The organism is Gemmatimonadaceae bacterium, from assembly GCA_019637445.1.
Lineage (GTDB): Bacteria > Gemmatimonadota > Gemmatimonadetes > Gemmatimonadales > Gemmatimonadaceae > Pseudogemmatithrix.
Genome location: JAHBVS010000001.1, coordinates 603,650 through 626,513, shown reverse-complemented (window position 1 = coordinate 626,513; position 22,864 = coordinate 603,650). Strand labels below are relative to the sequence as shown.

Here is a 22,864-nt window from a genome sequence, read left to right as displayed (position 1 = left end):
GAATCAGCCGCCGACGAGGCGACGCCCGAAGAACGACAGCACGCCGATGATCGCGCCGAGCACGTAGCCAAGGTTTACGATCATCGTGAGCTCGCGCTGCGTGACGCCGCGGATGATCTCCTCGATGCGCGCCGTGCTGAAGCCCAACACCTTGCGCTCCACCATCGCCGGGATGTCGAGCTGCTCCACAAACTTCGGCAGTTCGCGTTCGAGCCAGTTCCAGAGCGCCGGGCCGGCGACCGTCCCAAGGCGCGCCGCCGTCTCTGGCGCGAAGAACCGCGCTGGTCGCCCAATCGGTCGGTCGAGCAGGCCGGTGGCGCCACTGGCCGCGCCCTCGGCCACCAACTGCTCGATACGCGGTGAGCGCGCGGAGTCGAGGACCCAGTGCACCACCGCGTCCTCGCCGATCATGTCGAGCACGTCAGACCAGGTGCGCGTGCCGGCGCGGCCCAAGGCCTCGACCACGGCCTGCTCGATGAACGCCTTCGTGCGGGTGTGTCCTGCGATGCGCAGGACGGCATCGCTGAGGCGTGCGGCCGCGGAGCGGTCCTCGGCGTCTCGGCTCTCTTCGATGAGCTGCGTGGCAAGGTTGGCGGCCTGCTGTGCCAGGTCGCGGCGTCGCGCGTCGGTCAGCACTTCGTTCACGGGCCGCGCGCCGAGTTCGCTGCGCAGGCGGGCCAAGGCCTCGCGGACCTTGACCTCGAAGGCTGGGGTGGCCGCCCAGTCCGCGACGCGCGTCCCGACCACGGGGCCGAGGCCCGCGAGCGCGCGCTCCACTTCGGGAAGCACCGCGGCGGGCAGCATCTCGCGCAAGGATCCGCGCTCGACTTCCAGCAGGTGTTGGATGAACTCGGCCAGCCGCGCGTCCAGCGTCTCGCGGAAGCCGGCGCGCTGCAGCTCGTCGATCAGGTCCTTGGGCGTCAGCAACTTCTCGCCCACCGTGCGGCCGATGCTCTTGGCCAGGCGCGCCTTGTTCTTCGGGATCGCCCCGTGGAAGCCGTAACGCCGCTCGTACGGGTGGAAGAGCATCCACACGGCGATGGCATTCGTCACGCCGCCGGCGATGGTGCCGATCGCGATGCTGAGCAGCAGTTCCTGCACGAAGGGCGACACGTGACTATGCCCGCGCGTCGCGTGCCGACGGCCCGTAGCGGCGGATGGCCGCACGGACCAGCGGATGCAGCGGCTGGTACTTGGGCTTCAGGATCGACCCACGGCAGCGGCGCGCGCCGCAGCGGCAGGGGAAGCGCCGCTTGCGTGCGGGCGTGTGCGGTTCGTCGAGCTCGATGGCGTAGTCATACGCCAGCTCCTCGCCGGGGCGGATGTCACGGATGGCCACGATCCACATATGGTCGCCATACGCAATCGGCTCGCAGTTGGGTTCACAGGAATGGTTGATGAACCGCGCGGCGTTGCCGCCCACGTTGGCGTCGATCACCCGCTGCTCGTCGAGGGTGAGCAGGTAGGTGTGCTCCGGCTCCTCCTCGCCACTCGGCAGGGTGGGGTACCGGCGCTCGCCCTCGGCCTCGGAGATCAACTCCCCCGTGTACTCGATGATGCGCGTGCCGGCGGGGATGCGCGCGGTGGCGTAGACGCCGCGGCCGTGGCGGGGGGAGCGACGGACAGCCCAGGGACGTTCTGAAGACGGTCGGCGCTTCTGGGTGGGGGATGGCACGCCGGAATCTACGCGCGGAACCGCGGCTCTTGCGTCCTTCCGTCCGATGCGGCGTCTTCTAGGGCGTGCCCCACGTCCACAGCCTACCTGCCGGCGACCTCGAACTTGCGGCGGACGCCCGCTGGACCGCGTTCGCGGCCGCCGTGCGTGCGTTCGTGCGCCGGCGCACGCCCCACAGCCTAGACCCCGAGGACATCGTCCAGGATGTATTTCTCCGGCTGACGCGACACCGCGACACGCTCCAGCGCGTGCAGGACCTCGAGGCGTGGGTCTTCCGCGCGGCCCGCTCGGCCTTGGCTGATGCCCTGCGCGCGCAGCGCCGTCGCGAAGCCCGCGGCAGCGACGTGGAGCCCGACTCGCTCACCGTTGAGCCGGAGGACGAGCGGCACGCGCTCTCCGAACTTGCTCCCTGCGTCCGCGCGTTTGTCCTCGCGCTGGAGGAGCCCTACGGTTCGGCGCTGCGCTGGACCGCCTTCGACGGCCTCACGCAGGAACAGGCCGCCGAGCGCGCCGGCATTTCGCTTTCCGGGATGAAATCGCGGGTGCAGCGCGCCCGCGCCAAGGTGCGGACGGAGATCGAGCACTGCTGCGGGGTGCATCTCGACAGGCACGGCATTCTCCGTCGGCAGGAGTCCGACGATGGCTCCAGCTGCGCCGCCCCTGCGTCCTTTCACCAGATCCAGCGTCTTCGGAAGTAGCGGCGGAATGGACCGCCGCGAGACCAAGGAGGCAGGATGAAGGACAGGTCAGGGTGTTGCGGTGGCATCGGCTGTGGCTGCGGCGGGAGCTGCGGCAGCGGCTGTTGCTAGGCGGCCGATTCAACGCGGCCGTTGCTTGAGCGGCAGGGCGTGAGCGGCAGGGTCTGAGGAGCTGCCCTACGCCGCCACGGTCGCGCAATGTTCGCGACCGCGACCGCTACTGCGCCGGTCCGGCCCCCGCTTCCGGCGGGCGGTCGGCCGTCGCACGCTCCACATCGTCGAACAGGGGCAAGCCCTCGGCGAAACCATTCGGTCGCGGCGGCAACAGCATCGCCTCCAGCACCTCGTCCATCGTCCCCACGCAGCGAAAGGTGAGCGCCTGTCGCACCTCGTTCGGGATGTCACGCAGATCCTTCTCATTGGCGGCCGGGAGGACGACACTGCGCAACCCGGCGCGGTAGGCCGCGAGCACTTTTTCCTTCACGCCACCGATCTCCAGCACCCTTCCGCGCAGAGTGACCTCACCGGTCACCGCCGCATCGCGGCGCACCGGGCGACGGCTCATCACACTGGCGATCGCCAGCGTCACTGCCACGCCCGCACTGGGCCCGTCCTTCGGCACGGAGCCGGCCGGAAAGTGCACGTGCAGATCGCTCGCGCGGAGCTCGGGGTCCGCGATGCGCAGCGCGTAGCCGCGCGAGCGCACATATGAGCAGGCCGCATCCACCGACTCGCGCATCACGTCGCCGAGTTGGCCGGTGACGGTGAGCTTGCCCGTGCCCGGCATCATCAGCGCTTCGATCGTCATCAACTCGCCGCCGTTGGCCGTCCAGGCGAGGCCCGTCACCGTGCCAACCTCGGGCTCCTGCTCGGCGGCTTCCGGCGCAAAGCGCGGCGGGCCAATCACGTCCTCGATGCGCGCCTGATCGACGATCCACGCGCCCTGCTCGCCCTCGGCCTTCTTGCGCGCGCGGCGCCGCATCAGCGCGGCGATGTGGCGCTCGAAGGCGCGCAGTCCTGCCTCTCGCGCGTAGCGATTGGCGATCAACGACAGCGCCTCGTCCGTGAACTGCAGGTCGAGGTCCGTGATGCCGTGCTCGTCAAAGAGCCGCGGCAGCAGGTAGCGCCAGGCGATCTCGACCTTTTCCTCGACCGTGTAGCCGGCGATGCGGATGACCTCGAGCCGGTCGCGCAGCGCGTGCGGGATGTCGAAGAGGTTGTTCGCCGTGCAGATGAAGAGCACGGACGATAGGTCGTAGGGCAGGTTGAGATAGTGGTCCGTGAATGTCGCGTTCTGCGACGGGTCGAGCACCTCGAGCATCGCCGCCGTGGGATCGCCGCTGGGTCCGCCCGCCGTCATCTTGTCGATCTCGTCAATCATCAGCACCGGGTCGCTGACCTGCACGCGCCGCAAGGACTGCAGCACGAGGCCCGGCAGGGACCCGACGTAGGTGCGCCGATGTCCGCGGATCTCGGCCTCGTCGCGCACGCCGCCCACCGAGATGCGATAGAACGCACGTCCGATGCTCGCGGCGATGGCCTCACCCAGCGAGGTCTTGCCCGTGCCCGGCGGGCCGACGAAGCAGAGGATCGGCCCGTGCGGGTCGCGGCCGCGGTCGCCGCGGAGGCGCCGCACCGCCAGGTACTCGAGGATGCGTTCCTTGGCCTCGTGCAGTCCGTAGTGTCGGTCGTCGAGTGCGGCTTCCACGCGCTCGAGCTCGATGGCGTCAGTCCCCGACCGCTGGCGCCAGGGCAGGGTCAGCGCCCACTCGATCCAGTTGCGCAGCACCTGGTGCTCGCTCGACGCGGCGCTCAAGGCCTTCAGGCGCTCGATCTCGCGCTTGGCCTCCGTGGCCACCTGCGGCGGCAGCCCCCCTTCCTCGACACGGCGCAACAGCTCGGCGGTTTCGCCGTCGGCGGCGTCGACCTCGCCCAGTTCGGCCTTGATGGCCTGCAACTGCTGCCGGAGGAAGAACTCCCGATGGTGGCGGTCCACGCGCCGTTCGGTCTCGTGGCGCACTTCCTCGTGCACGCGCGCGCGCGCCACCTCGCGCTCCCATCGGTCGGCGAGAAACTCCAGGCGCTCGATCGGGTCGAGACGCTGCACCACCGCGTCCTTCTCGGCCGGGCGGAGTTGCCCCTTCGCGGCCGCGAGGTCGGCGAATCGCGACGGGAACTCCGATTCGCGCCGCAGCAGCGCAGGCAACTCGGCTGGGAACCCCGGGTCAAGCTCGGCGCGGGTGTCCGAGGCCAGCGCGATGCGCTGCATCAGCGCGCGGGCAGCCGTCGGGTCCGGCGCGTCCTCCGGCGCCGCCGACGCGCGCACCGTCGGGTAGCCGGCGACCGGATCGCGGATGGCTGCGCCCAGCCTGACGCGGGCGATGCCCTGCAGCGTCACCTGGGCGACGCCGCCGGAGACGGGGCGGCGTCCCGTGAGGCGGGCCAGCACCCCAATGCGGCCGTCAAGCGCCGCGAGCGGTCGCTCGCCGTCCTCGGCGTCCACCACGCAGATCACACGCTCGCCTTCCTCAGGGTGCGCGAGCAGCAGCGCCAGGTTCTCCTCGGAGGAGACCTGCACGGCGATACGGCCGTGCGGGAAGACGATGGTGGACCGCAGCGCGAAGAGCGGCAGGTCTGCCGGGAGGTCCTCCAACGGGCCTCCGGCGAGGGGGCGGGCGGGGCGCTCGGTCACGGCGGGGAATCTATCTGTTTGCCTGCAACCGCGTACCACCGGAACCGCGGATGCCGTGGGTCGTCCCGCGCACTCGCCCGGTTCGACGGCTGTGACCGGGTTGTAGGCAGCCGTGACATTACCGAAGAGTTCGTGACACTGACCGGCCGGTCGTGACTGTGCCGTGATGACGAAGAGACGTCGAGGTGATGTTGTGACGTCGATGATACATCGCCGTTACAAGTGTCACCTACGTTTCGTCGTCCGGTCCCCAAGGTGGGTTGGGTCGGGCGCCTTTAACCGACTCTTACACGCGATGCAACGACTTCATCTCGCGCTTTTCGCGTCACTCTTGGCCGGGTTCACGGCAGCGGCGCCCGTTGCGAGCCAACAGGCAACGGGCGCCGATTCGGCGCGGGCAGGTACAAGCCAGCGGATCCCCGATGCGCCCGCCCCGTGGTACGAGCGGCTGTCCATCCGCGGCTACGCGCAGGTGCGCTACAACCGGCTGCTCGAGAGCAATGCCGACCTCAAGTGCGCGCAGTGCGACAAGTCCATTGGTGACAATGGTGGCTTCTTCCTCCGCCGCGGCCGCATCGTGCTCTTCGGGAACGTGCACCCGCGCGTCTACGTCTACGTGCAGTCGGACTTCGGCAGCGATGCTGCCGGCGGCCTCCACTACTTCCAGCTGCGGGATGCTTACTTCGACCTCTACGTGGACTCGGCGCGCACGCACCGCCTGCGTTTCGGCCAGAGCAAGATCCCGTTCGGCTTCGAGAACCTGCAGTCGTCGCAGAACCGCCTGCCTTTGGACCGCCACGATGGCCTAAACAGCGCCCTGCCCAACGAGCGGGACATCGGTGTGCTGTACTACGCCACCCCCGCCGCGGTCACGCGCCGGTTCCGCACCATCGCCTCGCGCGGCCTGAAGCATTCGGGCGACTACGGCATGTTTGGGTTCGGGCTGTTCAACGGACAGTCGGCGAACCGGCCGGAGGCGAACAACTCGCTGCACGCCGTGGCGCGGCTGACGTATCCGTGGGAACTGCCCAACGGGCAGTTCGTCGAGACGGGCATCCAGGCGTACAGCGGTCGATTCGTGCCGCTGTCGACCAGTGCCGGCGTAACCGCCGATGCGGAGTACCGCGACGAGCGCGCCGCGGCGACGCTGGTAGTGTACCCGCAGCCGTTCGGACTCGTGGCCGAGTACAACATCGGCCGGGGGCCGCAATACGTCCCCGGCAGCAATGCGATCGAGAGTCGGCGGGTCTACGGTGGGTTCGTCCAAGCGATGTACCGCTGGACCTCGGGCACGACCGTGGTGATTCCCTTCGTCCGCTACCACGAGTACTCGGGCGGCAAGAAGGCGGAGACCGATGCGCGGCACTACGACGTGAACGAGGTGGAGCTTGGCGTCGAGTGGAGCCCGTTCCCGGCCTTTGAACTGACGGCAATGTTCACGAACTCCGACCGGCTCTTCGAGGACGCGACCAGCGTCGGCAACCGGCAGAAGGGGCGATTCCTGCGGCTCCAGGCGCAGTTCAACTACTAGGCGAGGCCGGCGCGTCCCGGTGACGCGGCGGCTCGTGTCGGAGTAGGGTTCAGTATGAGACTCCACTTCGGGACGCTTCTAGGGACCGGCCTCGCAGTCCTAGCCACCGCCTGCAGCGCCGAGCCCACGCTGCCGCCGCCGGCGGACCTTGTCGATGGCCCGGCACCGGTCGTGATCACGCTTCCTACCGGAGTCGTTCGGGCCGGTCAGGTGCTGCGCATCACCCAGACGAACACGGGCACCGCCGCGTTGATGTACAACCACTGCAATCGCAAGGTGGACCGCGCCGTGGACACGGGTTGGGATCGGCTGCCGCCGGAACTGCGCCTCTGCACAGCCGACCTCCATACGCTGGCTCCCGGCGCGTCGGCCGAGGTATGGGTGGACGTGCCGGCGGACGCGAAGCCCGGCAACCACCGGTTCGCCCTCCAGTTCTGGCGCGAGTCGACGCGCGAGGTGCTCGAGGCGGTCTCACCAACGTTCCGCGTCGAGGACTGATCCCGCGGCACCGGGGCCCGCGTCTCTTGCGCGGAGCCCTGGTCGGTCTCATCGTGGGGCGTCCCCCCACGAGGGAGGCTTTGTGAAGCGACCCATCTCGGCTGCGATCTTGCTGCTCGGCCTAGTGGCCTGCGGCTCCTACGGCCCGGCGCCGACGGCAGTCCAGGAGTTTGAGTACCTGCCTGGCCTCCGGCCGACCGCCAGCGTGCTGGCCTACGGAGCCTCCGCGGGTGACTCCGTCAACGTGCAGTTCGAGAATCCGGGCGCGGTCCTGTATTCGTTCTCGCCCTGCCTGCGGAGACTCGAGCGGCTCAACGGCGGGATCTGGGTGGACCAGTTCGGCTCGGGCGTCGATTGCGCCCAGCAACTGGTCGTCGTCCCGGCCGGCGGTTCGACCCTTCGGCGCTTCGACATTCCGGCGACGGCGCCAGCGGGCCAGTATCGCTACCGGTTTCCTATGGCGGCCCCGACGGGCGCGGCGCTGAGCGTCGTGACTGGGCAGTTCGAGGTGCAGTAGCGGTGGGGCGCCGGGTGTCGACCTGTGTGGCCGTAATGAGCGTGCTCGCCACGGGCTGCTGGATCGATGAGCCGTTTCCGTCTGGACCACCGCCGTTCGAGCCGCCCGCATCCACGCTGTCCACGCGCGACCTGCGGTTCGAACTGATTGACGCACAGGCTGCCCCTGGCGGGAGCATTCGACTGCGGCAATTCAACGGCGGCACCCTGGCGCTGTATTACAACCACTGCAGCCGCGGCGTCGAGCGCCTGACATCCAGCGGCTGGTGGGAGCCGGGGCCTCCGGAACTACGGCTCTGCCCCCCCACGTCCCTGACCCTCGCGGCGGGGCAGACCGACGAAGTCGCCGTGGACGTTCCCACCGACGCCATGGCCGGCCGGTACCGCTTTGTGCTTCGGTTTTTTGGCCAGGACGGCGCATCGGCAGGGGCCGAACGGAGCCCCGAGTTCGAGGTGAGCCAGTAGCAGCATCGGACCCTTGGAGTCCGCCACCTAAGTGGTTATCCTTCAAGGCTCTATGTTCACTGAACTTTCCGAGAAACTGGAAGCCACGTTCGCGCGACTGCGCGGCCGTGGAGTCCTGACAGACGCCGACATCAAGGAGGGCCTGCGCGAAGTGCGCCGGGTTCTGCTCGAAGCCGACGTCTCGTTCCAGTTGACGGGAGAGTTCCTGGCGCGCGTCGAGAAGCGCGCCACCGGCGTCGCGCAGCTCAAGACCGTGCAGCCGGCGCAGCAGCTCGTGAAGATCGTCTACGACGAACTCACGCTGATGCTCGGCGAGCGCAAGGAGGGCCTCAAGCTCTCCTCCGTGCCGCCCACCATCGTGCTGATGGTCGGCCTGCAGGGCTCCGGCAAGACGACCACCGCCGCCAAGCTCGCCCGCAAGCTGAAGGCCGAGAGCAAGCCCGCGCGCCTCGTGGCCTGCGACGTGTATCGCCCGGCCGCCATCGATCAGTTGGAGACGCTGGGCCGCGACCTCGCCGTGCCTGTGTACGCCGATCGCAGCACCACTGACGTGGTGAAGATCGCCAAGGCCGGCATCGAGCAGGCCAAGCGCGAGCGCGACCGCGTGGTCATCGTGGACACCGCCGGCCGCCTGCAGATTGACGACGAGATGATGCAGGAGCTGCGTCGCCTGAAGGACGCGGTGCAGCCGGACGAAATCCTGCTCGTCGCCGACGGCATGACCGGCCAGGACGCCGTGCGCATCGCGCAGGGCTTCAACGACGCGCTGGGCGTGACGGGTGTGGTGCTCACCAAGATGGACGGCGACGCCCGCGGTGGCGCCGCGCTCTCCATCTACGGCGTCACCAAGAAGCCGATCAAGTTCATCGGTGTCGGCGAGAAGCCCGACGCGCTCGAGGAGTTCCATCCGGACCGCATGGCCGGACGCATCCTGCAGCAGGGTGACGTCCTCACGCTGGTGGAGAAGGCGCAGGCGACCTTCGACGCCGACGAGGCCAAGCGCATGGAGAAGAAGATCCGCAAGGAGGGCATGGACCTCCAGGACTTCCTCTCGGCGATGAAGCAGATGGAAAAGCTGGGCAGCATGCAGAACATCCTGAAGATGCTCCCCGGCGTGAACAGCAAGATGATGAAGCAGGCCAGCCAGGTGGACCCGAAGCGGATGAAGCATCTTGAGGCGATCGTGCTGTCGATGACCGCCGAGGAGCGCAAGAATCCGTCGTTGATAAACGGGTCGCGGCGGGCCCGCGTGGCCAAGGGTGCCGGTAGGCCCGTGAGCGACGTAAATCGCTTGCTGGATCAGTTCCGGGACATGCAGAAAATGATGAAGCGGATGGCAGCTGGAAAACGATGAAGGATGAAGCCGGAAAACGATGAAGGATGAAGGATGAAAGAGGCGAGGCCGTACGGCCTCGCCACCTCCATCTTCCATCTTTCATCCTGCTGGACCCTGGTGCGACCCGGAACCTCCGGTGATCGCGAAGAGCCAGGTGCAGGACAATCACCCGTAGTGAGGATCTCCCCATGGCAGTTCGTATTCGTCTCCGTCGTCAGGGCCGCAAGAAGGCGCCCCAGTACCGTATCGTCGTCGCCGATGGCCGCTCGCCGCGCGACGGCAAGTTCATCGAGATCCTCGGGCAGTATGCCCCGCGGACGGGTGAGCAGGCGCTGCAGCTCAACGTCGAGCGCGCCCTGTACTGGCTGGACAACGGCGCGCAGCCGTCCGACACCGTGCGCTCGCTGCTGCGCAAGGCGGGCGTGCTCAAGGCCCGCCACGAGGCGCGCCTCGCGACCAAGCTCGCGTCCAAGGCCGTGCCGGTGAAGGCCGAGGAGTAAGCGCGTGACGGTTCCCGACTGCGCGTCGGTGGGGCGGATCCGTCGCCCGCACGGCGTGCGCGGGGAACTTGTTGTGGAAGCATTGACCGACGAGCCGGACGCGATCTTCGCGCCCGGCCGTCGTGTTTTCCAGGGCACGCCGGAGGGCGCGCTGTGGCTTGATCCGCGCTCGAAACAGCCGCGCGAACTCGAGATCACAGGGCAGCGGCCGTTCAAGGAAGGCTGGTTGCTCACGCTCGACGCCGTGCAGGACAGGACGGAGGCCGAGAAGTGGAATGGGCGGCACCTGATGGTGCCGGTGCAGGAGCTCTCCGAGCCCGACGAGGGCGAGGTGTTCGCGCACGAGTTGGTCGGGATGCAGCTCGTTCACGCCGATACATCCCAGCCACTCGGCGAAGTCGTGGAGTTCTACGAGTTACCGCAGGGGCTATTGCTCGAGTTCAAGACGGCGCGTGGCCTGGCCAGCCTACCCTTCGTCGACGAGTTCGTCGACGAGGTGGATCGCGACGCGCGCGTCATTCGCGTACGACCACCGTCGGGACTGCTCGAGACCTGAGCTCGCCGCTATGCCGGCGTGACGCCCGCCGCGTCGAATGGGTCGAAGCGTGGAATCCGACGTCCATCGACGTCCGTAAATCCATACTCCGCCGCCAAGTCCGCCACGAAGTGAATGCGGCCCGACTTCTTGATGGCCTGCCTGTCCGCCGCGAGCGCGACCACGGCGCGCCCGATGTACTCCACGGATTCACTCAGGTCGTAGCGGAACTGCCGCTGCACCTCCTGCGAGGTCATCGAGCGCTGCACCCGCTCCGTCCGCATGAAGCCCGGCATCAGCGTCACCACCGCGATCTTCGACTTCTTGGCGTCGGCCGCCATCCCAAGCATGAGGCGGTTGATCGTGGCGTGGCTGAGGTCGTACAGCAGCATGCCACCGTACTCACCGCTCTCCTTGCCGGCCAACACCGCCTCAGGAGTGCCCTCGAGAAATCCGTCGGTGACGCCCACGATCAGCCCGCGCTTGTGCTTGGCCATCAGGCGGCCCGCGTGGAACGCGGTGAGATAGTACGCGTGCGGGCCGCCATCCATCATTCGCCGCCACTCGGTCGGGGATCGTTCCCAGAACGGCGTGCCCCAGCCCGCCAGCGCCTCGTCCGGCGAGGCCGTGCCGTCCGAGGCGCCCCAGACCGCGTTCGCGAGAATATCGAGTCCTGCCTGTTCCCGCTCGACGCGCGCGAATAGCTGCGCGACCTGCGTCTCGTCCGTGCAGTCCGTGCGCACCGGGATTCCTCTACCGCCACGCGCCGTCACCGCCTCGGCGGTGTCTTCGATCGTCCCGGGAGCCCCATCTGTCGGCGCCGGGCCGCCGCGCACCGAACGCCCTGCCACGTACACCGTTGCGCCGGCCTCGCCCAGCGCGAGGGCGATGCCCCGCCCAGCGCCCCGGCTGGCACCGGCCACCACCGCAACCTTTCCCTTGAGCGCCGCCATCTCCCTCTCCGGCTTTGGGTCCGTGGATTCTAACCCTGCGCCGTCGCGATAGCTTTCGGCGTGCTTCCCATCAACATCGTCTCGATCTTTCCCGACTTCTTCGCGGGACCGCTCGGCCTGAGCATTCCCAAGCGGGCCGCCGAGGCGGGGTTGGTGCGCTACAACCTGGTGGACCTGCGCGCCTTCGCGACGGACAAGCACAAGACGGTGGACGATGCCCCCTTTGGCGGCGGGCCAGGCATGGTGATGAAGCCCGCGCCGTTCTTTGATGCCGTGGAGTCACTCAAGGCGAGGGCCCCGATTGTCCTGCTTTCGCCTCGCGGGAAGGTGTTTTCGCACGCCGACGCCGAGCGCTTTGCCGCCGGTACGGAGCTGACCCTCCTCTGCGGCCACTACAAGGATGTGGACCAGCGCGTGGCCGACCACCTGGCCACCGAGGAGATCTCGCTGGGCGATTTCGTCCTGAGCGGCGGGGAGCCGGCGGCCTTGGCCGTGGTGGACGCCGTGGTCCGACTGCTGCCAGGGGCGATGAGCGACATCGAATCCGCCCGGACGGACTCCTTTTTTGACCGGGGACTCTCGGCCCCGAGCTACACCCGACCGGCCGACTACAAGGGCTTCAAGGTCCCCGATGTGCTGCTCTCTGGGAACCACGCCCAGATCGAGCGCTGGAGGCGGGAAGAGGGGGAGCGGCTGACCCAAAACAGGCGGGGGAGCCCCGTTGCACAACCCTCAGAGCCGCAGTAGCTTACAAGGCTCATCTCTGTCACCCCAGCGGGCCGAACACCGCGCCCGGAGTTGCATATGAATCCGTTCACCGAAACCCAGAAGGAATACCTGAAGCAGGTGCCCGCTTTCCGTGCCGGCGACACGCTCCGCGTGAACGTCCGCGTGAAGGAAGGCGACAAGGAGCGCCTCCAGGCGTTCGAAGGCGTCTGCATCGCCCGCAAGGGCGCCGGCGTCTCGGCGACCTTCACGGTGCGCAAGATCTCGAACGGCGTCGGCGTGGAGCGCATCTTCCCGCTGCACTCGCCGATGCTCGCCGAGATCAAGGTCGTGCGTCGTGGCCGCGTGCGTCGCGCCAAGCTCTTCTATCTCCGCAACGTGACCGGCAAGGCCGCGCGTATCGCCGAGAAGAAGGTGCGCGTGCAGGTGCCGGCCTCGGGCGAGGCCACCACGGCGTAAGCGGTTCACGTGGCCGGCGGCTGGAGCGCGATCGAGAAGGCGCGCCGCGCCGCCGGTGCAGTGCACATCGCCGGAGTCGATGAAGTCGGACGGGGCCCCCTGGCGGGCCCCGTTGTCGTTTGCGCCGTGATCATGCCGGCCGACCGGCGCGCCATCGCCGGGGTCACGGACTCCAAGCAGCTCAGCGCGGCCGATCGCGAACGGCTGGCCGAGAAGATCCTTGCCCACGCCTTGGCACTGCGCCTTGCCGCTTCGAGCGTCCGCGACATCGGACGCTACAACATCTACCAGGCGACGGTGCGGGCGATGGCGCGCGCCATCGAGCGACTGCCGTTGCGGCCGGACGCGGTGTTGGTGGACGGCAAGCCGATCCGGACACTGGGTATCGCACACGAGGCGATCGTCGGCGGCGATGCGCGCTGCTACTCGATTGCCTGCGCGAGCATCGTGGCCAAGGTCGTGCGCGACCGGCTGATGCAGCGGCTCGCGCGGCGATACCCGGCGTATGGCTGGGAGTCGAACGCGGGCTACGGCACGCCGGTGCACCTGACCGCGCTGCGAACGCACGGGCTCACGCCGCACCATCGGCTGGCGTTCTGCCGCACGGCGCTTGGGGGGCAGGAATCGCTGCTCTGAAGCACGTTCCCGGCGGGGGGAGCGCGCGGTGATTGGCGGCGCTGTATCTTCCCGCGCCCACCCCCTCCCGCGCCCCGCGCGCAGTCCCAGTGCACGACGCACTCGCCAGCACGTCCGACCCCGTCTCGCAGCTCCTGGTGGCGCTGCTGCTGACGACGGTGTTCGTCGTCCTCGCGCTGGAAGCGGCCCATCGCGTCTTGGTCGTGCTCGTCGCCGTCGCAGCGCTGTGGGGCATCACCTACCTCACGCCTTTCCGCCTGCTCCCGCTGGAGCATGCCGGCGACGCCATCGACCTCAACGTCCTCCTGCTGCTGGCGGGGATGATGGCGCTGGTTGGCGTGCTGAAATCCACCGGCGTGTTCGCCTGGGCGGTGGACCGTCTGCTCGCGCACCGACGGCACGATCCCGCCAGCGCCATCGCTGCGCTCTGGTGGTTCACGGCCATCGCGTCGGCGATCGTCGACAATGTCACCACGGTGATCTTCGTGACGCCGATGGCGCTCGCCGCCGGCCGCCGCATCGGCGCGCCACCGACCTTGGTGCTGCTGCCGCTGGTGATGGCGGCCAACATCGGCGGCACCGCGACGCTGATCGGCGACCCACCGAACATCATGATTGGCTCGGGCGCGGGCTTGAGCTTCCTCGACTTCCTCGGCGCGCTCGCCCTGCCGACGCTGGCCATGATGGGAGGGCTGCACGTCTGGGCGGCCCGGCGACTTCGCGCCGCGCTGGCGGCCCGTACCGCGGCCGAGCGACCGGCCGCCAGCGCCGACTCTGACCTCGCGGAGATCGCCGACCGCGGACTGCTGCGTTGGCTGACGGCCATCGGCGTGGGCGTGCTGGTCGGCTTCGTCTCGCACGGGGCGACGGGGATGCCCACGGCCGTGCCCGCGATTGTCGGCGCGGCCGTCGCGCTGCTGGTGCAGGACCTTCGCTACCTGCGGGCGTCACGACCTACGCACGCGGACCGGCAGCACGGCATCCTGCACGTGATCGAGCGCGAGATCGAGTGGCCGACGCTGACCTTTTTCGCGTTTCTGTTCGTGCTCGTGGGGGCGGCGGAGGCCACCGGGCTCACGACGACCCTCGCGCACTGGCTGCGCGATGGCATCATTGCGGGCCGCGACGCCTTTGCGCTTGACGATGCCGGCACGCTGCTCTTCGCAGCGCTGCTCGTGTGTTGGTGCGCCGCCGCGTTCTCGGCGTTGATGGACAACATTCCGTTTGTGGCGGTGAGCATCCCGGTCATCGCAGCGCTGGTGCCGGAGCTTCCCGGCGATGCGCGCGTGCTCTGGTGGGCGCTCGCCCTCGGCGCCTGCCTCGGCGGCAACGCGACGCCGATTGGCGCATCCGCCAACGTGACAACGTTGGGGCTCGTCGAGCGCGAGGGCGTGCGCATCAGCTTCGCGACGTTTGCGAGGACCGGCGTGCAGGTCACGCTGTTCACGCTGCTGGTGTCGAGTGCCTATCTCGCCGCGTACGTGTCACTCGGCGCGTTCCGCGCCGCGCTGGCGATGGCCGGCGTGGCGGCCGTGGCGATTGCGCCGACGCTATTCCGCTCGAGGCCTACCACGAGTTGATTGGGGGATGCCTTCCACGCCCCCGGTGCTGGTGCTGGCCCCGACGGTTCCACCGATCCCCCTCGTCGTCGACTCGCCGCACTCCGGGATGGAGTGGCCCGAGGACTTCGTGCCCGCCGCGTCACGCGAGGCGATCCACACCACCTGGGATGCCTTCGTCGACGAACTTTGGGGCGATGCACCTGCGGCTGGTGCCACGCTGGTCTGCGCGACCTTTCCGCGTGCCTACCTCGATGCGAACCGCGCCGAGGATGACATCGATCCAGAACTGCTGGCTGAGCCCTGGCCCACACCGCTGACGCCTACTGCTTACACCAAGCGTGGGATGGGACTCATTCGCCGCAACGCGCTGCCGGATGTCCCGATGTACGGGCAGCCGTTGACGGTGCGCGAGATTCAGGCCCGCATCAGCGGCTTCTATCGACCGTACCGCGACGCACTGCGCCGTGCACTCGACACCGCGTACGACAGGTTCGGGCGCGTCTGGCACGTCGACGCGCACTCGATGAAATCCCGCGGCAACCGGATGAACGTGGACAACGGTGCCCTGCGCCCGGACGTCGTGGTCAGCGACCGCCACGGGACCACGGCGGCGCAGGAGCACACGCAGTGGGCCGCCGAGTGGTTTCGGGGGCGTGGACTGCGCGTGCAGGTGAACGAGCCGTATCAGGGCGGGGACCTCGTGCGGAGCTTCGGCGCGCCGGCCGAGCGCCGGCACAGCATCCAAGTGGAGTTCAATCGCGCCCTCTATATGGACGAGGCGCGCTTCGAGCGCGGGCCGGGCTTCGCGGCGCTACGAGAGACCTGCGCGGCCTTCGCCGTGGCGGCTGGCGCACGCGCGCAGGAGCAGGGATGACCGAGGTCCAGTCGCGGTCCCGTCTGCTCCGGGCGCTCGATGCCGTCGAGCGCGTCGGCAACCTGCTGCCGCATCCGGCGTCATTGTTCGTCATCCTGTCGGCGATCGTGGTGCTGCTGTCGTGGCTGTTCAGCACCCTTGGGGTGACCGTGCAGCATCCGACCACGGGTGACGTGATCGGCGCGACGAACCTGGCGACGGTCGCCGGCCTGCAGCGCCTGGTAATGGGCCTGCTGCCGAACTTCATGAACTTCGGGCCCTTTGGCCCCGTGCTGGTCTGCCTGCTCGGGCTTTCGGTGGCCGAGCACAGCGGCTTTCTCGGTGCCGTGGTGCGCGTGATCATCGGCGCGACGCCGCCACGGCTGCTCACGCTGGTCATCGTATTCGTCGGCGCGACGTCGAGCACCGCTGGCGACGTGGGCTACGTGCTGCTGTTGCCGATGGCGGCGGCGCTGTTCCACGCAGTGGGCCGCAATCCGCTGGCCGGGCTGGCGGCGGCCTTCTCCGGCGTGTCCGGCGGCTTTGCCGCGAACCTCCTGCTTTCGCCGACCGACGTGATCCTTGCGGGACTCACGCAGGAAGCGGCGCGCATCATCGAGCCGGGCTACGTGGTCACGCCGATGGCGAGCTACTTCTTCCTCGCCTCGTCGGTCTTCCTGGTGACGATTACCGGCACGGTGATGACCGAGTGGATCGTCGAGCGCCGCTTGGGTGCCTACGGCGGCGCCGTGGTGCCCGAGAAGTCGGAGCCGCTGTCGCGCGCGGAGTGGCGCGGATTGGGATGGGCCTTCGCGAGTCTCGGCGTGCTCACTGCGCTCGTGCTCTGGGGCCTGCTGCCCGACAACGGCTTTCTGCAGGACAGTGAGCGCCCCGGCTTCATCGGCTCGTTCTTCCTCCGCGGACTCGTGTTCTGGATCTTCGTGTTCGGGCTCGTGCCGGGCGTCGTGTACGGGCTCGTGGCCGGCACCATCACCAGCGACAAGGACGTCTACAAGGGGATGGCGAAGAACATGGAGCTGGTGGCGGGCTACATCGTCATCGTGTTCTTCATCGCCCAGTTCGTGAACATCTTCAACTGGTCGAACCTCGGCGTGCTGATGGCGGTGCAGGGCGCGGCCTTCCTGCGCACGCTGGACCTCGGGCCGATCCCGCTGCTCATCATGCTGATCGCGCTCACGGGGACCATCAACATCTTCCTCGGCAGCGCATCGGCGAAGTGGGCGATGCTCGGCACGGTGATGGTGCCCATGCTGATGTTGCTTGGCTACTCGCCGGAGCTCACGCAGACGGCGTACCGGGTGGGCGATTCGCTCACCAACATCATCACGCCGCTGAGCTCGAACTTCCCGCTGGTGCTGATATTCTTCCAGAAGTACGATGCCAAGGCGGGGATCGGTACGCTCTCGGCGACGATGCTGCCGTACTCGGTGGCGAACTTCGTGGCCTGGAGCCTGATGCTGGTGTTGTGGGTGTGGCTGCGGTTGCCGACGGGGCCCGGGGCCCCGCTGTTCCTGACGCACTAGTAGGAGGTGCCGGTGCAAAGAGCTGTCCTGTGGTGCTTGCTGCTGTGTCTGTGTGCGGGGCCGCTGGCGGCGCAGGATGCTGCGCTCATGGCCCGCGACTCGGCGTGGAATCAGTTGCGCTTGAGTGGTGACGCGGCGGGCCTGGAAGCACTGCTGGCCGCAGACTGGGTGCTGACGCATTCCGACGGTCGGCAGCAGGATCGACGTGCGTACCTCGACGAGCTGAGGCGGGGAGCTGGAGGTGGTCGGGTGAATACCGTCATCCGCAATGAGGACGTCGTAGTACGGCAGCACGGGGACGTCGCGGTCATCACGGGTACGTCCGTGCAGGCCGGTACCGGCGCGGATGGGCAGCCGTTCAGCGGCCGATTCCGTTTCACGCGCACGTGGCTGCGCCACGAGGGCGCCTGGGTGATGCTGGCGTCACACTCCTCTCGCATCGCCGTCCCATAGCAGGGAAGTCCGCCAGGCCGGCCCCGAGATGAGGTCTATTATCTTTACCGGATTCCCGAGACCCGGTAGCTCAGCCGGTAGAGCAACGGACTCCTAATCCCCTCTGGCGATTGCGTATTTCCGTGTAAAACGTTGCAAGGTAGTAACTTAAGTCCTCTTGCGGACCTGCGCTGGCGTAGTCCGGGCCCCCGAATTCAATCAGATCCTGACACGACACACGACACTGCAAATCGCGAGCCCAAGCCGCTTTCGAGAAGCCCTTGCGCGCACGAGTCAGAAAGCAGATATTCACCCTAGGGGTGAATCGATGTATATATGACTCTCTTTTCTACGTGCGGTAGATGCTCGAAGTACACCACGACGATCCTGACTTGGCGCGGTTGGAGAAAGAGGCGGCCTTCACCGCCGGATTTGCGGTTCCCGTCGTGAAGGGCTTCCGGAAGGTCATGCAGCGGCTCCGCACCGTGTCGCGGAAGTCGAGTCTGTATCAGTTCGGCGGTCTTGGGCTTGAGCAGCTGAAGGGGCAACGGAAGCATGAGCATTCGATGCGCATCAACAAGAAGTGGCGACTTATCGTCGAGTTCGAAGGTGAAGAGCCGAACGAGCTCGTGAGAATCAAGGGGATTGAGAATCACTATGGGGACTAGAGAGGAGGACCGCGTGGCAACTTTCGTACCTGCGGAAGTGTTTCCTCCCGGCGAGTTCATCAAAGATGAGCTAGAGGCTCGCGGTTGGACGCAAGCAGATCTTGCGGAGGTCATGGAGCGCCCGGTTCAGGTGGTGAGCGAGATCATCCGCGGAAAGAAGCGGGTGACCGAGGAGACTGCTCGCGAGCTCGAAGCGGCCCTCGGGATTGAGGCAGAGTTCTGGACGCGTACTGAGGCGCTCTATCGTCTCAGGCACACGGAGCCCGCCTCGACTTCGATTGCTGAGCGCGCTTCGATCCGGCAACGAGTCCCGCTTCGCCAGATGATCTCCCGGGGTTGGGTGAAGCCATCGACGGACGTGCACGAGCTCCGGGCGAACGTGCTGAACTTTCTTGGCGTCGACAGCCTCCAAGAGCATGCACCGTTCGCGAAGGCGGCAAAGCAGAGAGAGTACGATCAGCCGAGCTCGCTTGTGCAGGAAGTGTGGCTACTGCGCGTTAAGCAGCTCGCGGAGTCGATGATCACTCCAGGCTATTCTCGCGAGAAACTGCTCAGCACGGTTGATCGAATGAAGGCACTACTCCGGGAACCAGAGCTTGTTGCGCAGGTGCCAAAGCTGCTGGACGCGGCTGGAGTTCGTTTTCTCATCGTCGAGCGACTGCCGGGGCTAAAAACTGACGGCGTCTGCTTCTGGGTTAATGAGAACTCTCAGCCTGTCATCGGAATGTCGATGACAGCAGATCGAATCGACAACTTCTGGTTCGTCCTCCGGCACGAAATTGAGCATGTGCTGAACGAGGACGGAAAGTCTGGAGCTATTGTTGACGACGATTTGGACGGGGATGGCGAGTCCGAGTCTCCGATAGAGGCTCGCGCTAACCATGCTGCTGCGGAGTTTTGCTTACCGCAGGCTGCGCTTCAGAGCTTCATCGACCGGAAGGGACCCTTGTTCACGGACCAGAACATTCGCCTGTTTGCACAGGTGCAAGGGCGCCATCCGGGAATCGTTGCTGGCCAACTCCGTAGGCGACTAAAGGCGTGGAACAAGTTCACCAAGCATCTCGCGAAGGTCCGTGAACACGTGACCGCGACGGCAATGGTCGATGGATTCGGAACAGTGGCTGGTGCGGGATCGTAGTTCTCACACGGAGGAGCGATGGCTTCGAGCTACACGAGGAAGCTGCAACAGATTGTCGATGATTATCGGAAAGCCGGAGGGCCATGGCCTGCGAAGAAGACGGAGATCGCGTTGTGGGCGATGGAGCACGGCAGATGGGAGATCCAAGCTGAAGCGAAGCTCAGGGTCTGCGCTGAGGACATCGCCGCAGCCATGCGAGAGTCTTCAATCATCGATGAGAAGGGACGGAGAGTCCGCGTGATGCACCCGGCCACGATCGTGCGAGATGGCGAGCAGGGTACGTTTTGGGATGACTTGCGGACCGCGGAGTTCGGCTTCGTCCGTACGATGGTCGCCCAGAAGCGGAACGCAATCGTTGCTGACTGTCACCAACTGAGCAACATCGTTCGGTACGTTAACGAGCACCGCGAGCAGCAGCTCAATCTCGTGCTCGACTTTACGGAGGATGTCCGGGAGCTCGAAGCGCAGCTAGAGTCCGGTGCTGAGCCGAAGGCTGAGCTCAACGTGGGGCAAGTCGAAGGAATGGCGTCGACACGCGACTTGCCCCTCCGTCGGCGTCGGCGTGAAGCCGCCACCAGGTGACTAGTAGGGACCGAGGAATCTCTCTCCGTTGAAGTGGAGCATGTGGCTGGGAGCTTCCGCGACCCAGACGTCAGTTTCCCACGCGATGTCCCTTAGGTACTTACTCAGGTCCTGTCTCGTCAGAAACGTGCTGACGAATACCAGACCTGCCCGCGATTTTCCGAAGAGTCGCTTCAACTCCTCCTGCCTCTTCGGATTTACGGGGCCGTGGCTCGTAACTGCTTCGATCAAGACGAGCCAGTCTTTGGCCGCAAAATGCACGACAACGTCCGGCATCTTGCCGTGATCGTCGAGAGGCGTGACGCCGAGAGCCCTCAGGCACTCGCGATCGTAGAACAGATCCTTCTGTTCCGTGTCTCCTAGGTAGACAACGTGCCCACCTGGGGTAAAGCGAGGCAGGAATTCGCGAACGATGAGCTTGACTAGCTCGTTCTGGCCCCCCGGCGACAGCGCCAGCTCACCGCCTTGTGGTAGCGTGATCGGAATCTTCTGCATTTCGCGCTCCGCTGCCCAGCGCATCTTGAGTTCGCCCAGCGCCGACTTGTGTGCCTCTAGCGCTTTCAGCCAAGCCTTCGTTCCGAAATGCCTGATGAGTGTGAGGGCTTCGGTTGTTAGCTGATAGCAATACTTTGGCGAGTTGACAGGCCGGTTCGGATCGTCGGGATTTGCCCGCACCAGCCCAGCCTCCACAAATTGATGCAGTGTGAAGCGCCTGAAAGTCTCGCGTGTGTTCGGAGCGTACTGCTTGCCATAGCGGTCGCGAGCGAAGTCCATGATGGGTGTGACGCCTATCATCGGCTGCGACGCAGCGAGCCAATGGCTGTCAGGATGCACATCCGCCAGCGCAAGCAGAGTTAGCGCCGACCGGTCGTTCAGCTGGTCGTTCGGCAATCCGAGCGCGCGAAGTATCTCTGTAGCTTCCAAAATCTTCTCGGCGCCAGCAGATGGCATCTCTGAATCCTGCGGTTTAAAGAGGTGTTCCTCGACGACTGTGTCGAGCTCGGGTTGAGGCAGCGCTGAATTGAGCACCAAGCGGCCAAGCTCCTGCAGCTGGGCCCTGCTTGGGTACGGTAGCGACTTTAGGTCGGAAGCATTGACCTGCGTATGGCCATTAAAGGTACGGAAGTAGTCATCCAACAGCGTCGAGTTCAGGTATGCGGCTAAGCCAAATGCGCATTCCTTGTTAAGAGGTGCACCCTGTGCGTGAAAATAGTTCAGGTGATTCTCGAAGCCGACCTGTTCGCACGCGACAGATGAGGGGTCAAATACAGCGGCAGTGACGCGCCGCCGCTCCTCCTTAGCGGAGAAGCGTTTGACCAACACGTAGTATCCAGCAGGGACCAACAGCGATTCAACATCAGCGTGAATCTGGAGCGCGTTCGGCTTCTTTGCGCCGGTCTTCGGCCATTCAACTCGACCGTTGAGAAAGTGCTGCGGATAGATCAGCGGTACCGTATCCGCGCTGGCATCACTTCTCAGCTGCTCACGGCATCTGAAATCCACGACTTTGCCCGTGGACACGCTGAGCCCAGTCTCCCGCAGCGTGGCCGGTAGCTGGCGGATGAACGACGCGGTGTACTCGCCTTCCTCGTCGGGAAGGTGAATGACTGACTCCCGGTCATCTGAAAGGACGACTCGGCCATACGGTAGCTGCCTTTGGCTCACATCGTGTTCGTGGCCGGCCTCGCTACTGCTGACCGTGACCGTCGAGCGCTGGTCCTCAGCGCGCGTCACCTTGAATATCAGCGTCTCCTGAAGCACTTCGTCGTCGGCGAAAGCAGTGTCTCTGCTCTCATAGACATGAAGCCAATCGAGACTGCTTTGCTCCAGTAGGTATTTCCGGAACGGGCGGAAGTACGGGCCATTGCAGAAGCTGCGCGGCGTAATCGCGACTAGTTCGCCGTCACGTGTGAGATGGCTAACCGCCAGCCAAACGAAAGCAGAGTAGAGGTTGCTCGTTTCGATGCCAGCGCGCCGGAGGGTCTCGCGCGCCTTCGAGTCGGAGCGAATCTTGTGATACGGCGGGTTCAGTATCGCCACGTCATATCGAGGCAGCGTCTGCGCGAACAACTCTGCCACGGCTGAAGCCGAGGCAGACTCGATGAAGTCCTCTCCGCGCACTTCCCAAGAGAGTCCGACTCCGGCGCCTGCCGCGACAGCAGCGGCCTTCGAGAACGTCGCCTCCAGGTACTCAGCAAGCAAAGGTTCGAGTTCGAAGGCCGTGACGTGAATGTGCTCGGGTGGCGATTCCCATTGCGCGGCCTGGGCGATCCAAGCGGCGCTTAGGCTGCCGACTCCGGCGCCCGCGTCAAGGAGTCTGATGCGGCCTCCTCGCGGCGTGAACTGCGAGGCCATGAACCGCGCAGTCTGGGCTGGCGTGAAGTACTGCCCCTTCGCGCCACGCTGCTTTTGGTTGAGCCGCGCCGATGCTGTTAAGCGAGCCTCCTCGACCGCGGCGAGAAGGTCCTCTGCGGCTCGACGGATCAGCCATCCAAGCGGCGGCGCGGCTGGAGGGGATTCGGTCGCGGACATTGAGGAAATATGGGCCGGAGCAGGGTTGCGGGCGAAGTGAATTCTTCCGAGAGTGGCGATTCTGTCCGGAACGGGGCCCGTCTTCAGGTAGAGATTAGAGGCGCGCCGAGTGGCTGTCTCCAAGACATCAATCCAAGAGACGGTTTATGAGTGCGGGGAGAGGAAGGAAGAGCAGCAAGGCAGGCAGATGGCAGGGGGAAGCCGCGGTGCCGCCGTGGGACCGTCCGGTCGACGGTTGGCCCTCCTAGACGACGTCGCGGAGACCGTGACGACTTACTGCTCTGCGGGATGGAGAAGCAACTGCGGTGGCGCTGTGGGTCGTGTCGAGTCACG

At 66.3% G+C, this 22,864-nt stretch carries 23 protein-coding genes; 18 read left to right on the top strand and 5 right to left on the bottom strand.

The features are described 5' to 3' along the window. Positions 1-3 precede the first annotated feature (3 nt). Both KF709_02995 and KF709_02990 read right to left on the bottom strand, forming a co-directional pair. Positions 4-1,113: a DUF445 family protein gene (locus KF709_02995; protein MBX3173347.1), complete on the bottom strand. Its 1,110-nt coding sequence runs from the start codon at positions 1,111-1,113 to the stop codon at positions 4-6. A 4-nt stretch (positions 1,114-1,117) separates the two neighbouring features. Continuing rightward, positions 1,118-1,675, bottom strand: a complete 558-nt coding sequence (locus tag KF709_02990) for an SET domain-containing protein-lysine N-methyltransferase (protein MBX3173346.1) — start codon at positions 1,673-1,675, stop codon at positions 1,118-1,120. Positions 1,676-1,740: 65 nt separating this feature from the next. Here KF709_02990 and KF709_02985 point away from each other — a divergent pair, with 65 nt between their 5' ends. Further along, positions 1,741-2,373 (top strand): sigma-70 family RNA polymerase sigma factor, encoded by a 633-nt coding sequence (locus KF709_02985; protein ID MBX3173345.1) that lies wholly within the window; start codon positions 1,741-1,743, stop codon positions 2,371-2,373. Positions 2,374-2,590: 217 nt separating this feature from the next. Here KF709_02985 and lon read toward each other — a convergent pair whose 3' ends face one another. Next, positions 2,591-5,065, bottom strand: coding sequence for an endopeptidase La (gene lon, locus KF709_02980; protein ID MBX3173344.1), 2,475 nt, complete (start codon positions 5,063-5,065; stop codon positions 2,591-2,593). Between the two features lie 295 nt (positions 5,066-5,360). Here lon and KF709_02975 point away from each other — a divergent pair, with 295 nt between their 5' ends. The 7 genes from KF709_02975 to rimM all read left to right on the top strand — a co-directional run bounded on the left by KF709_02975 (position 5,361) and on the right by rimM (position 10,467). Beyond that, complete coding sequence (locus KF709_02975; GenBank protein MBX3173343.1) at positions 5,361-6,596, top strand: porin; 1,236 nt, start codon at positions 5,361-5,363, stop codon at positions 6,594-6,596. Positions 6,597-6,650: 54 nt separating this feature from the next. Further along, a complete protein-coding gene (locus tag KF709_02970) occupies positions 6,651-7,094 on the top strand; it encodes a hypothetical protein (GenBank protein ID MBX3173342.1) in 444 nt (147 codons plus the stop codon). Positions 7,095-7,176: 82 nt separating this feature from the next. Continuing rightward, positions 7,177-7,611: a hypothetical protein gene (locus KF709_02965; GenBank protein MBX3173341.1), complete on the top strand. Its 435-nt coding sequence runs from the start codon at positions 7,177-7,179 to the stop codon at positions 7,609-7,611. A gap of 35 nt (positions 7,612-7,646) precedes the next feature. Next, positions 7,647-8,075 carry a hypothetical protein gene (locus KF709_02960; protein MBX3173340.1) on the top strand — a complete coding sequence of 143 codons (429 nt, stop codon included), beginning with the start codon at positions 7,647-7,649 and terminating at the stop codon, positions 8,073-8,075. Between the two features lie 52 nt (positions 8,076-8,127). Then, a complete protein-coding gene (gene ffh / locus KF709_02955) occupies positions 8,128-9,429 on the top strand; it encodes a signal recognition particle protein (GenBank protein ID MBX3173339.1) in 1,302 nt (433 codons plus the stop codon). Positions 9,430-9,599: 170 nt separating this feature from the next. After that, a complete protein-coding gene (gene rpsP / locus KF709_02950) occupies positions 9,600-9,911 on the top strand; it encodes a 30S ribosomal protein S16 (GenBank protein ID MBX3173338.1) in 312 nt (103 codons plus the stop codon). A gap of 4 nt (positions 9,912-9,915) precedes the next feature. Continuing rightward, on the top strand, positions 9,916-10,467 hold the full coding sequence (gene rimM / locus KF709_02945) for a 16S rRNA processing protein RimM (GenBank protein ID MBX3173337.1): 552 nt from the start codon (positions 9,916-9,918) through the stop codon (positions 10,465-10,467). Between the two features lie 8 nt (positions 10,468-10,475). Here the strand turns inward: rimM and KF709_02940 are convergent, their stop codons facing one another. Further along, positions 10,476-11,399 (bottom strand): SDR family NAD(P)-dependent oxidoreductase, encoded by a 924-nt coding sequence (locus KF709_02940; protein ID MBX3173336.1) that lies wholly within the window; start codon positions 11,397-11,399, stop codon positions 10,476-10,478. Positions 11,400-11,459: 60 nt separating this feature from the next. Between KF709_02940 and trmD the strand changes: the two genes are divergently transcribed. From trmD to KF709_02890, 10 genes are all read left to right on the top strand, one after another. Next, positions 11,460-12,146: a tRNA (guanosine(37)-N1)-methyltransferase TrmD gene (gene trmD, locus KF709_02935; protein ID MBX3173335.1), complete on the top strand. Its 687-nt coding sequence runs from the start codon at positions 11,460-11,462 to the stop codon at positions 12,144-12,146. Positions 12,147-12,203: 57 nt separating this feature from the next. Continuing rightward, a complete protein-coding gene (rplS, locus tag KF709_02930; protein MBX3173334.1) occupies positions 12,204-12,584 on the top strand; it encodes a 50S ribosomal protein L19 in 381 nt (126 codons plus the stop codon). 9 nt (positions 12,585-12,593) lie between these two features. Further along, entirely contained in the window at positions 12,594-13,220 is a 627-nt protein-coding gene (locus tag KF709_02925; GenBank protein ID MBX3173333.1) for a ribonuclease HII, read from the top strand. A gap of 89 nt (positions 13,221-13,309) precedes the next feature. Next, on the top strand, positions 13,310-14,800 hold the full coding sequence (locus KF709_02920; protein ID MBX3173332.1) for a hypothetical protein: 1,491 nt from the start codon (positions 13,310-13,312) through the stop codon (positions 14,798-14,800). Between the two features lie 7 nt (positions 14,801-14,807). Further along, positions 14,808-15,656: an N-formylglutamate amidohydrolase gene (locus KF709_02915; protein ID MBX3173331.1), complete on the top strand. Its 849-nt coding sequence runs from the start codon at positions 14,808-14,810 to the stop codon at positions 15,654-15,656. Further along, on the top strand, positions 15,653-17,179 hold the full coding sequence (locus KF709_02910) for an AbgT family transporter (GenBank protein ID MBX3173330.1): 1,527 nt from the start codon (positions 15,653-15,655) through the stop codon (positions 17,177-17,179). The genes KF709_02915 and KF709_02910 overlap by 4 nt, the downstream gene beginning before the upstream one ends. 12 nt (positions 17,180-17,191) lie before the next feature. Next, positions 17,192-17,632 carry a nuclear transport factor 2 family protein gene (locus tag KF709_02905; GenBank protein ID MBX3173329.1) on the top strand — a complete coding sequence of 147 codons (441 nt, stop codon included), beginning with the start codon at positions 17,192-17,194 and terminating at the stop codon, positions 17,630-17,632. A gap of 341 nt (positions 17,633-17,973) precedes the next feature. After that, on the top strand, positions 17,974-18,279 hold the full coding sequence (locus KF709_02900; protein MBX3173328.1) for a type II toxin-antitoxin system RelE/ParE family toxin: 306 nt from the start codon (positions 17,974-17,976) through the stop codon (positions 18,277-18,279). Between the two features lie 13 nt (positions 18,280-18,292). Continuing rightward, positions 18,293-19,417, top strand: a complete 1,125-nt coding sequence (locus KF709_02895; protein MBX3173327.1) for a helix-turn-helix domain-containing protein — start codon at positions 18,293-18,295, stop codon at positions 19,415-19,417. Between the two features lie 18 nt (positions 19,418-19,435). After that, complete coding sequence (locus KF709_02890) at positions 19,436-19,999, top strand: hypothetical protein (GenBank protein ID MBX3173326.1); 564 nt, start codon at positions 19,436-19,438, stop codon at positions 19,997-19,999. Here KF709_02890 and KF709_02885 read toward each other — a convergent pair whose 3' ends face one another. Further along, positions 20,000-22,531, bottom strand: a complete 2,532-nt coding sequence (locus tag KF709_02885) for an Eco57I restriction-modification methylase domain-containing protein (GenBank protein MBX3173325.1) — start codon at positions 22,529-22,531, stop codon at positions 20,000-20,002. Positions 22,532-22,864 lie beyond the last annotated feature (333 nt).

Excerpts from the sequence above, each read along its gene's own strand:
- rplS (MBX3173334.1), top strand. The coding sequence starts at position 12,204 with ATGAATCCGTTCACCGAAACCCAGAAGGAATACCTGAAGCAGGTGCCC.
- KF709_02975 (MBX3173343.1), top strand. The coding sequence starts at position 5,361 with ATGCAACGACTTCATCTCGCGCTTTTCGCGTCACTCTTGGCCGGGTTC.
- KF709_02910 (MBX3173330.1), top strand. The coding sequence starts at position 15,653 with ATGACCGAGGTCCAGTCGCGGTCCCGTCTGCTCCGGGCGCTCGATGCC.
- KF709_02900 (MBX3173328.1), top strand. The coding sequence starts at position 17,974 with ATGCTCGAAGTACACCACGACGATCCTGACTTGGCGCGGTTGGAGAAA.
- KF709_02915 (MBX3173331.1), top strand. The coding sequence starts at position 14,808 with ATGCCTTCCACGCCCCCGGTGCTGGTGCTGGCCCCGACGGTTCCACCG.
- KF709_02960 (MBX3173340.1), top strand. The coding sequence starts at position 7,647 with ATGAGCGTGCTCGCCACGGGCTGCTGGATCGATGAGCCGTTTCCGTCT.
- KF709_02890 (MBX3173326.1), top strand. The coding sequence starts at position 19,436 with ATGGCTTCGAGCTACACGAGGAAGCTGCAACAGATTGTCGATGATTAT.
- KF709_02885 (MBX3173325.1), bottom strand. The coding sequence starts at position 22,531 with ATGTCCGCGACCGAATCCCCTCCAGCCGCGCCGCCGCTTGGATGGCTG.
- KF709_02940 (MBX3173336.1), bottom strand. The coding sequence starts at position 11,399 with ATGGCGGCGCTCAAGGGAAAGGTTGCGGTGGTGGCCGGTGCCAGCCGG.
- KF709_02970 (MBX3173342.1), top strand. The coding sequence starts at position 6,651 with ATGAGACTCCACTTCGGGACGCTTCTAGGGACCGGCCTCGCAGTCCTA.
- ffh (MBX3173339.1), top strand. The coding sequence starts at position 8,128 with ATGTTCACTGAACTTTCCGAGAAACTGGAAGCCACGTTCGCGCGACTG.
- rpsP (MBX3173338.1), top strand. The coding sequence starts at position 9,600 with ATGGCAGTTCGTATTCGTCTCCGTCGTCAGGGCCGCAAGAAGGCGCCC.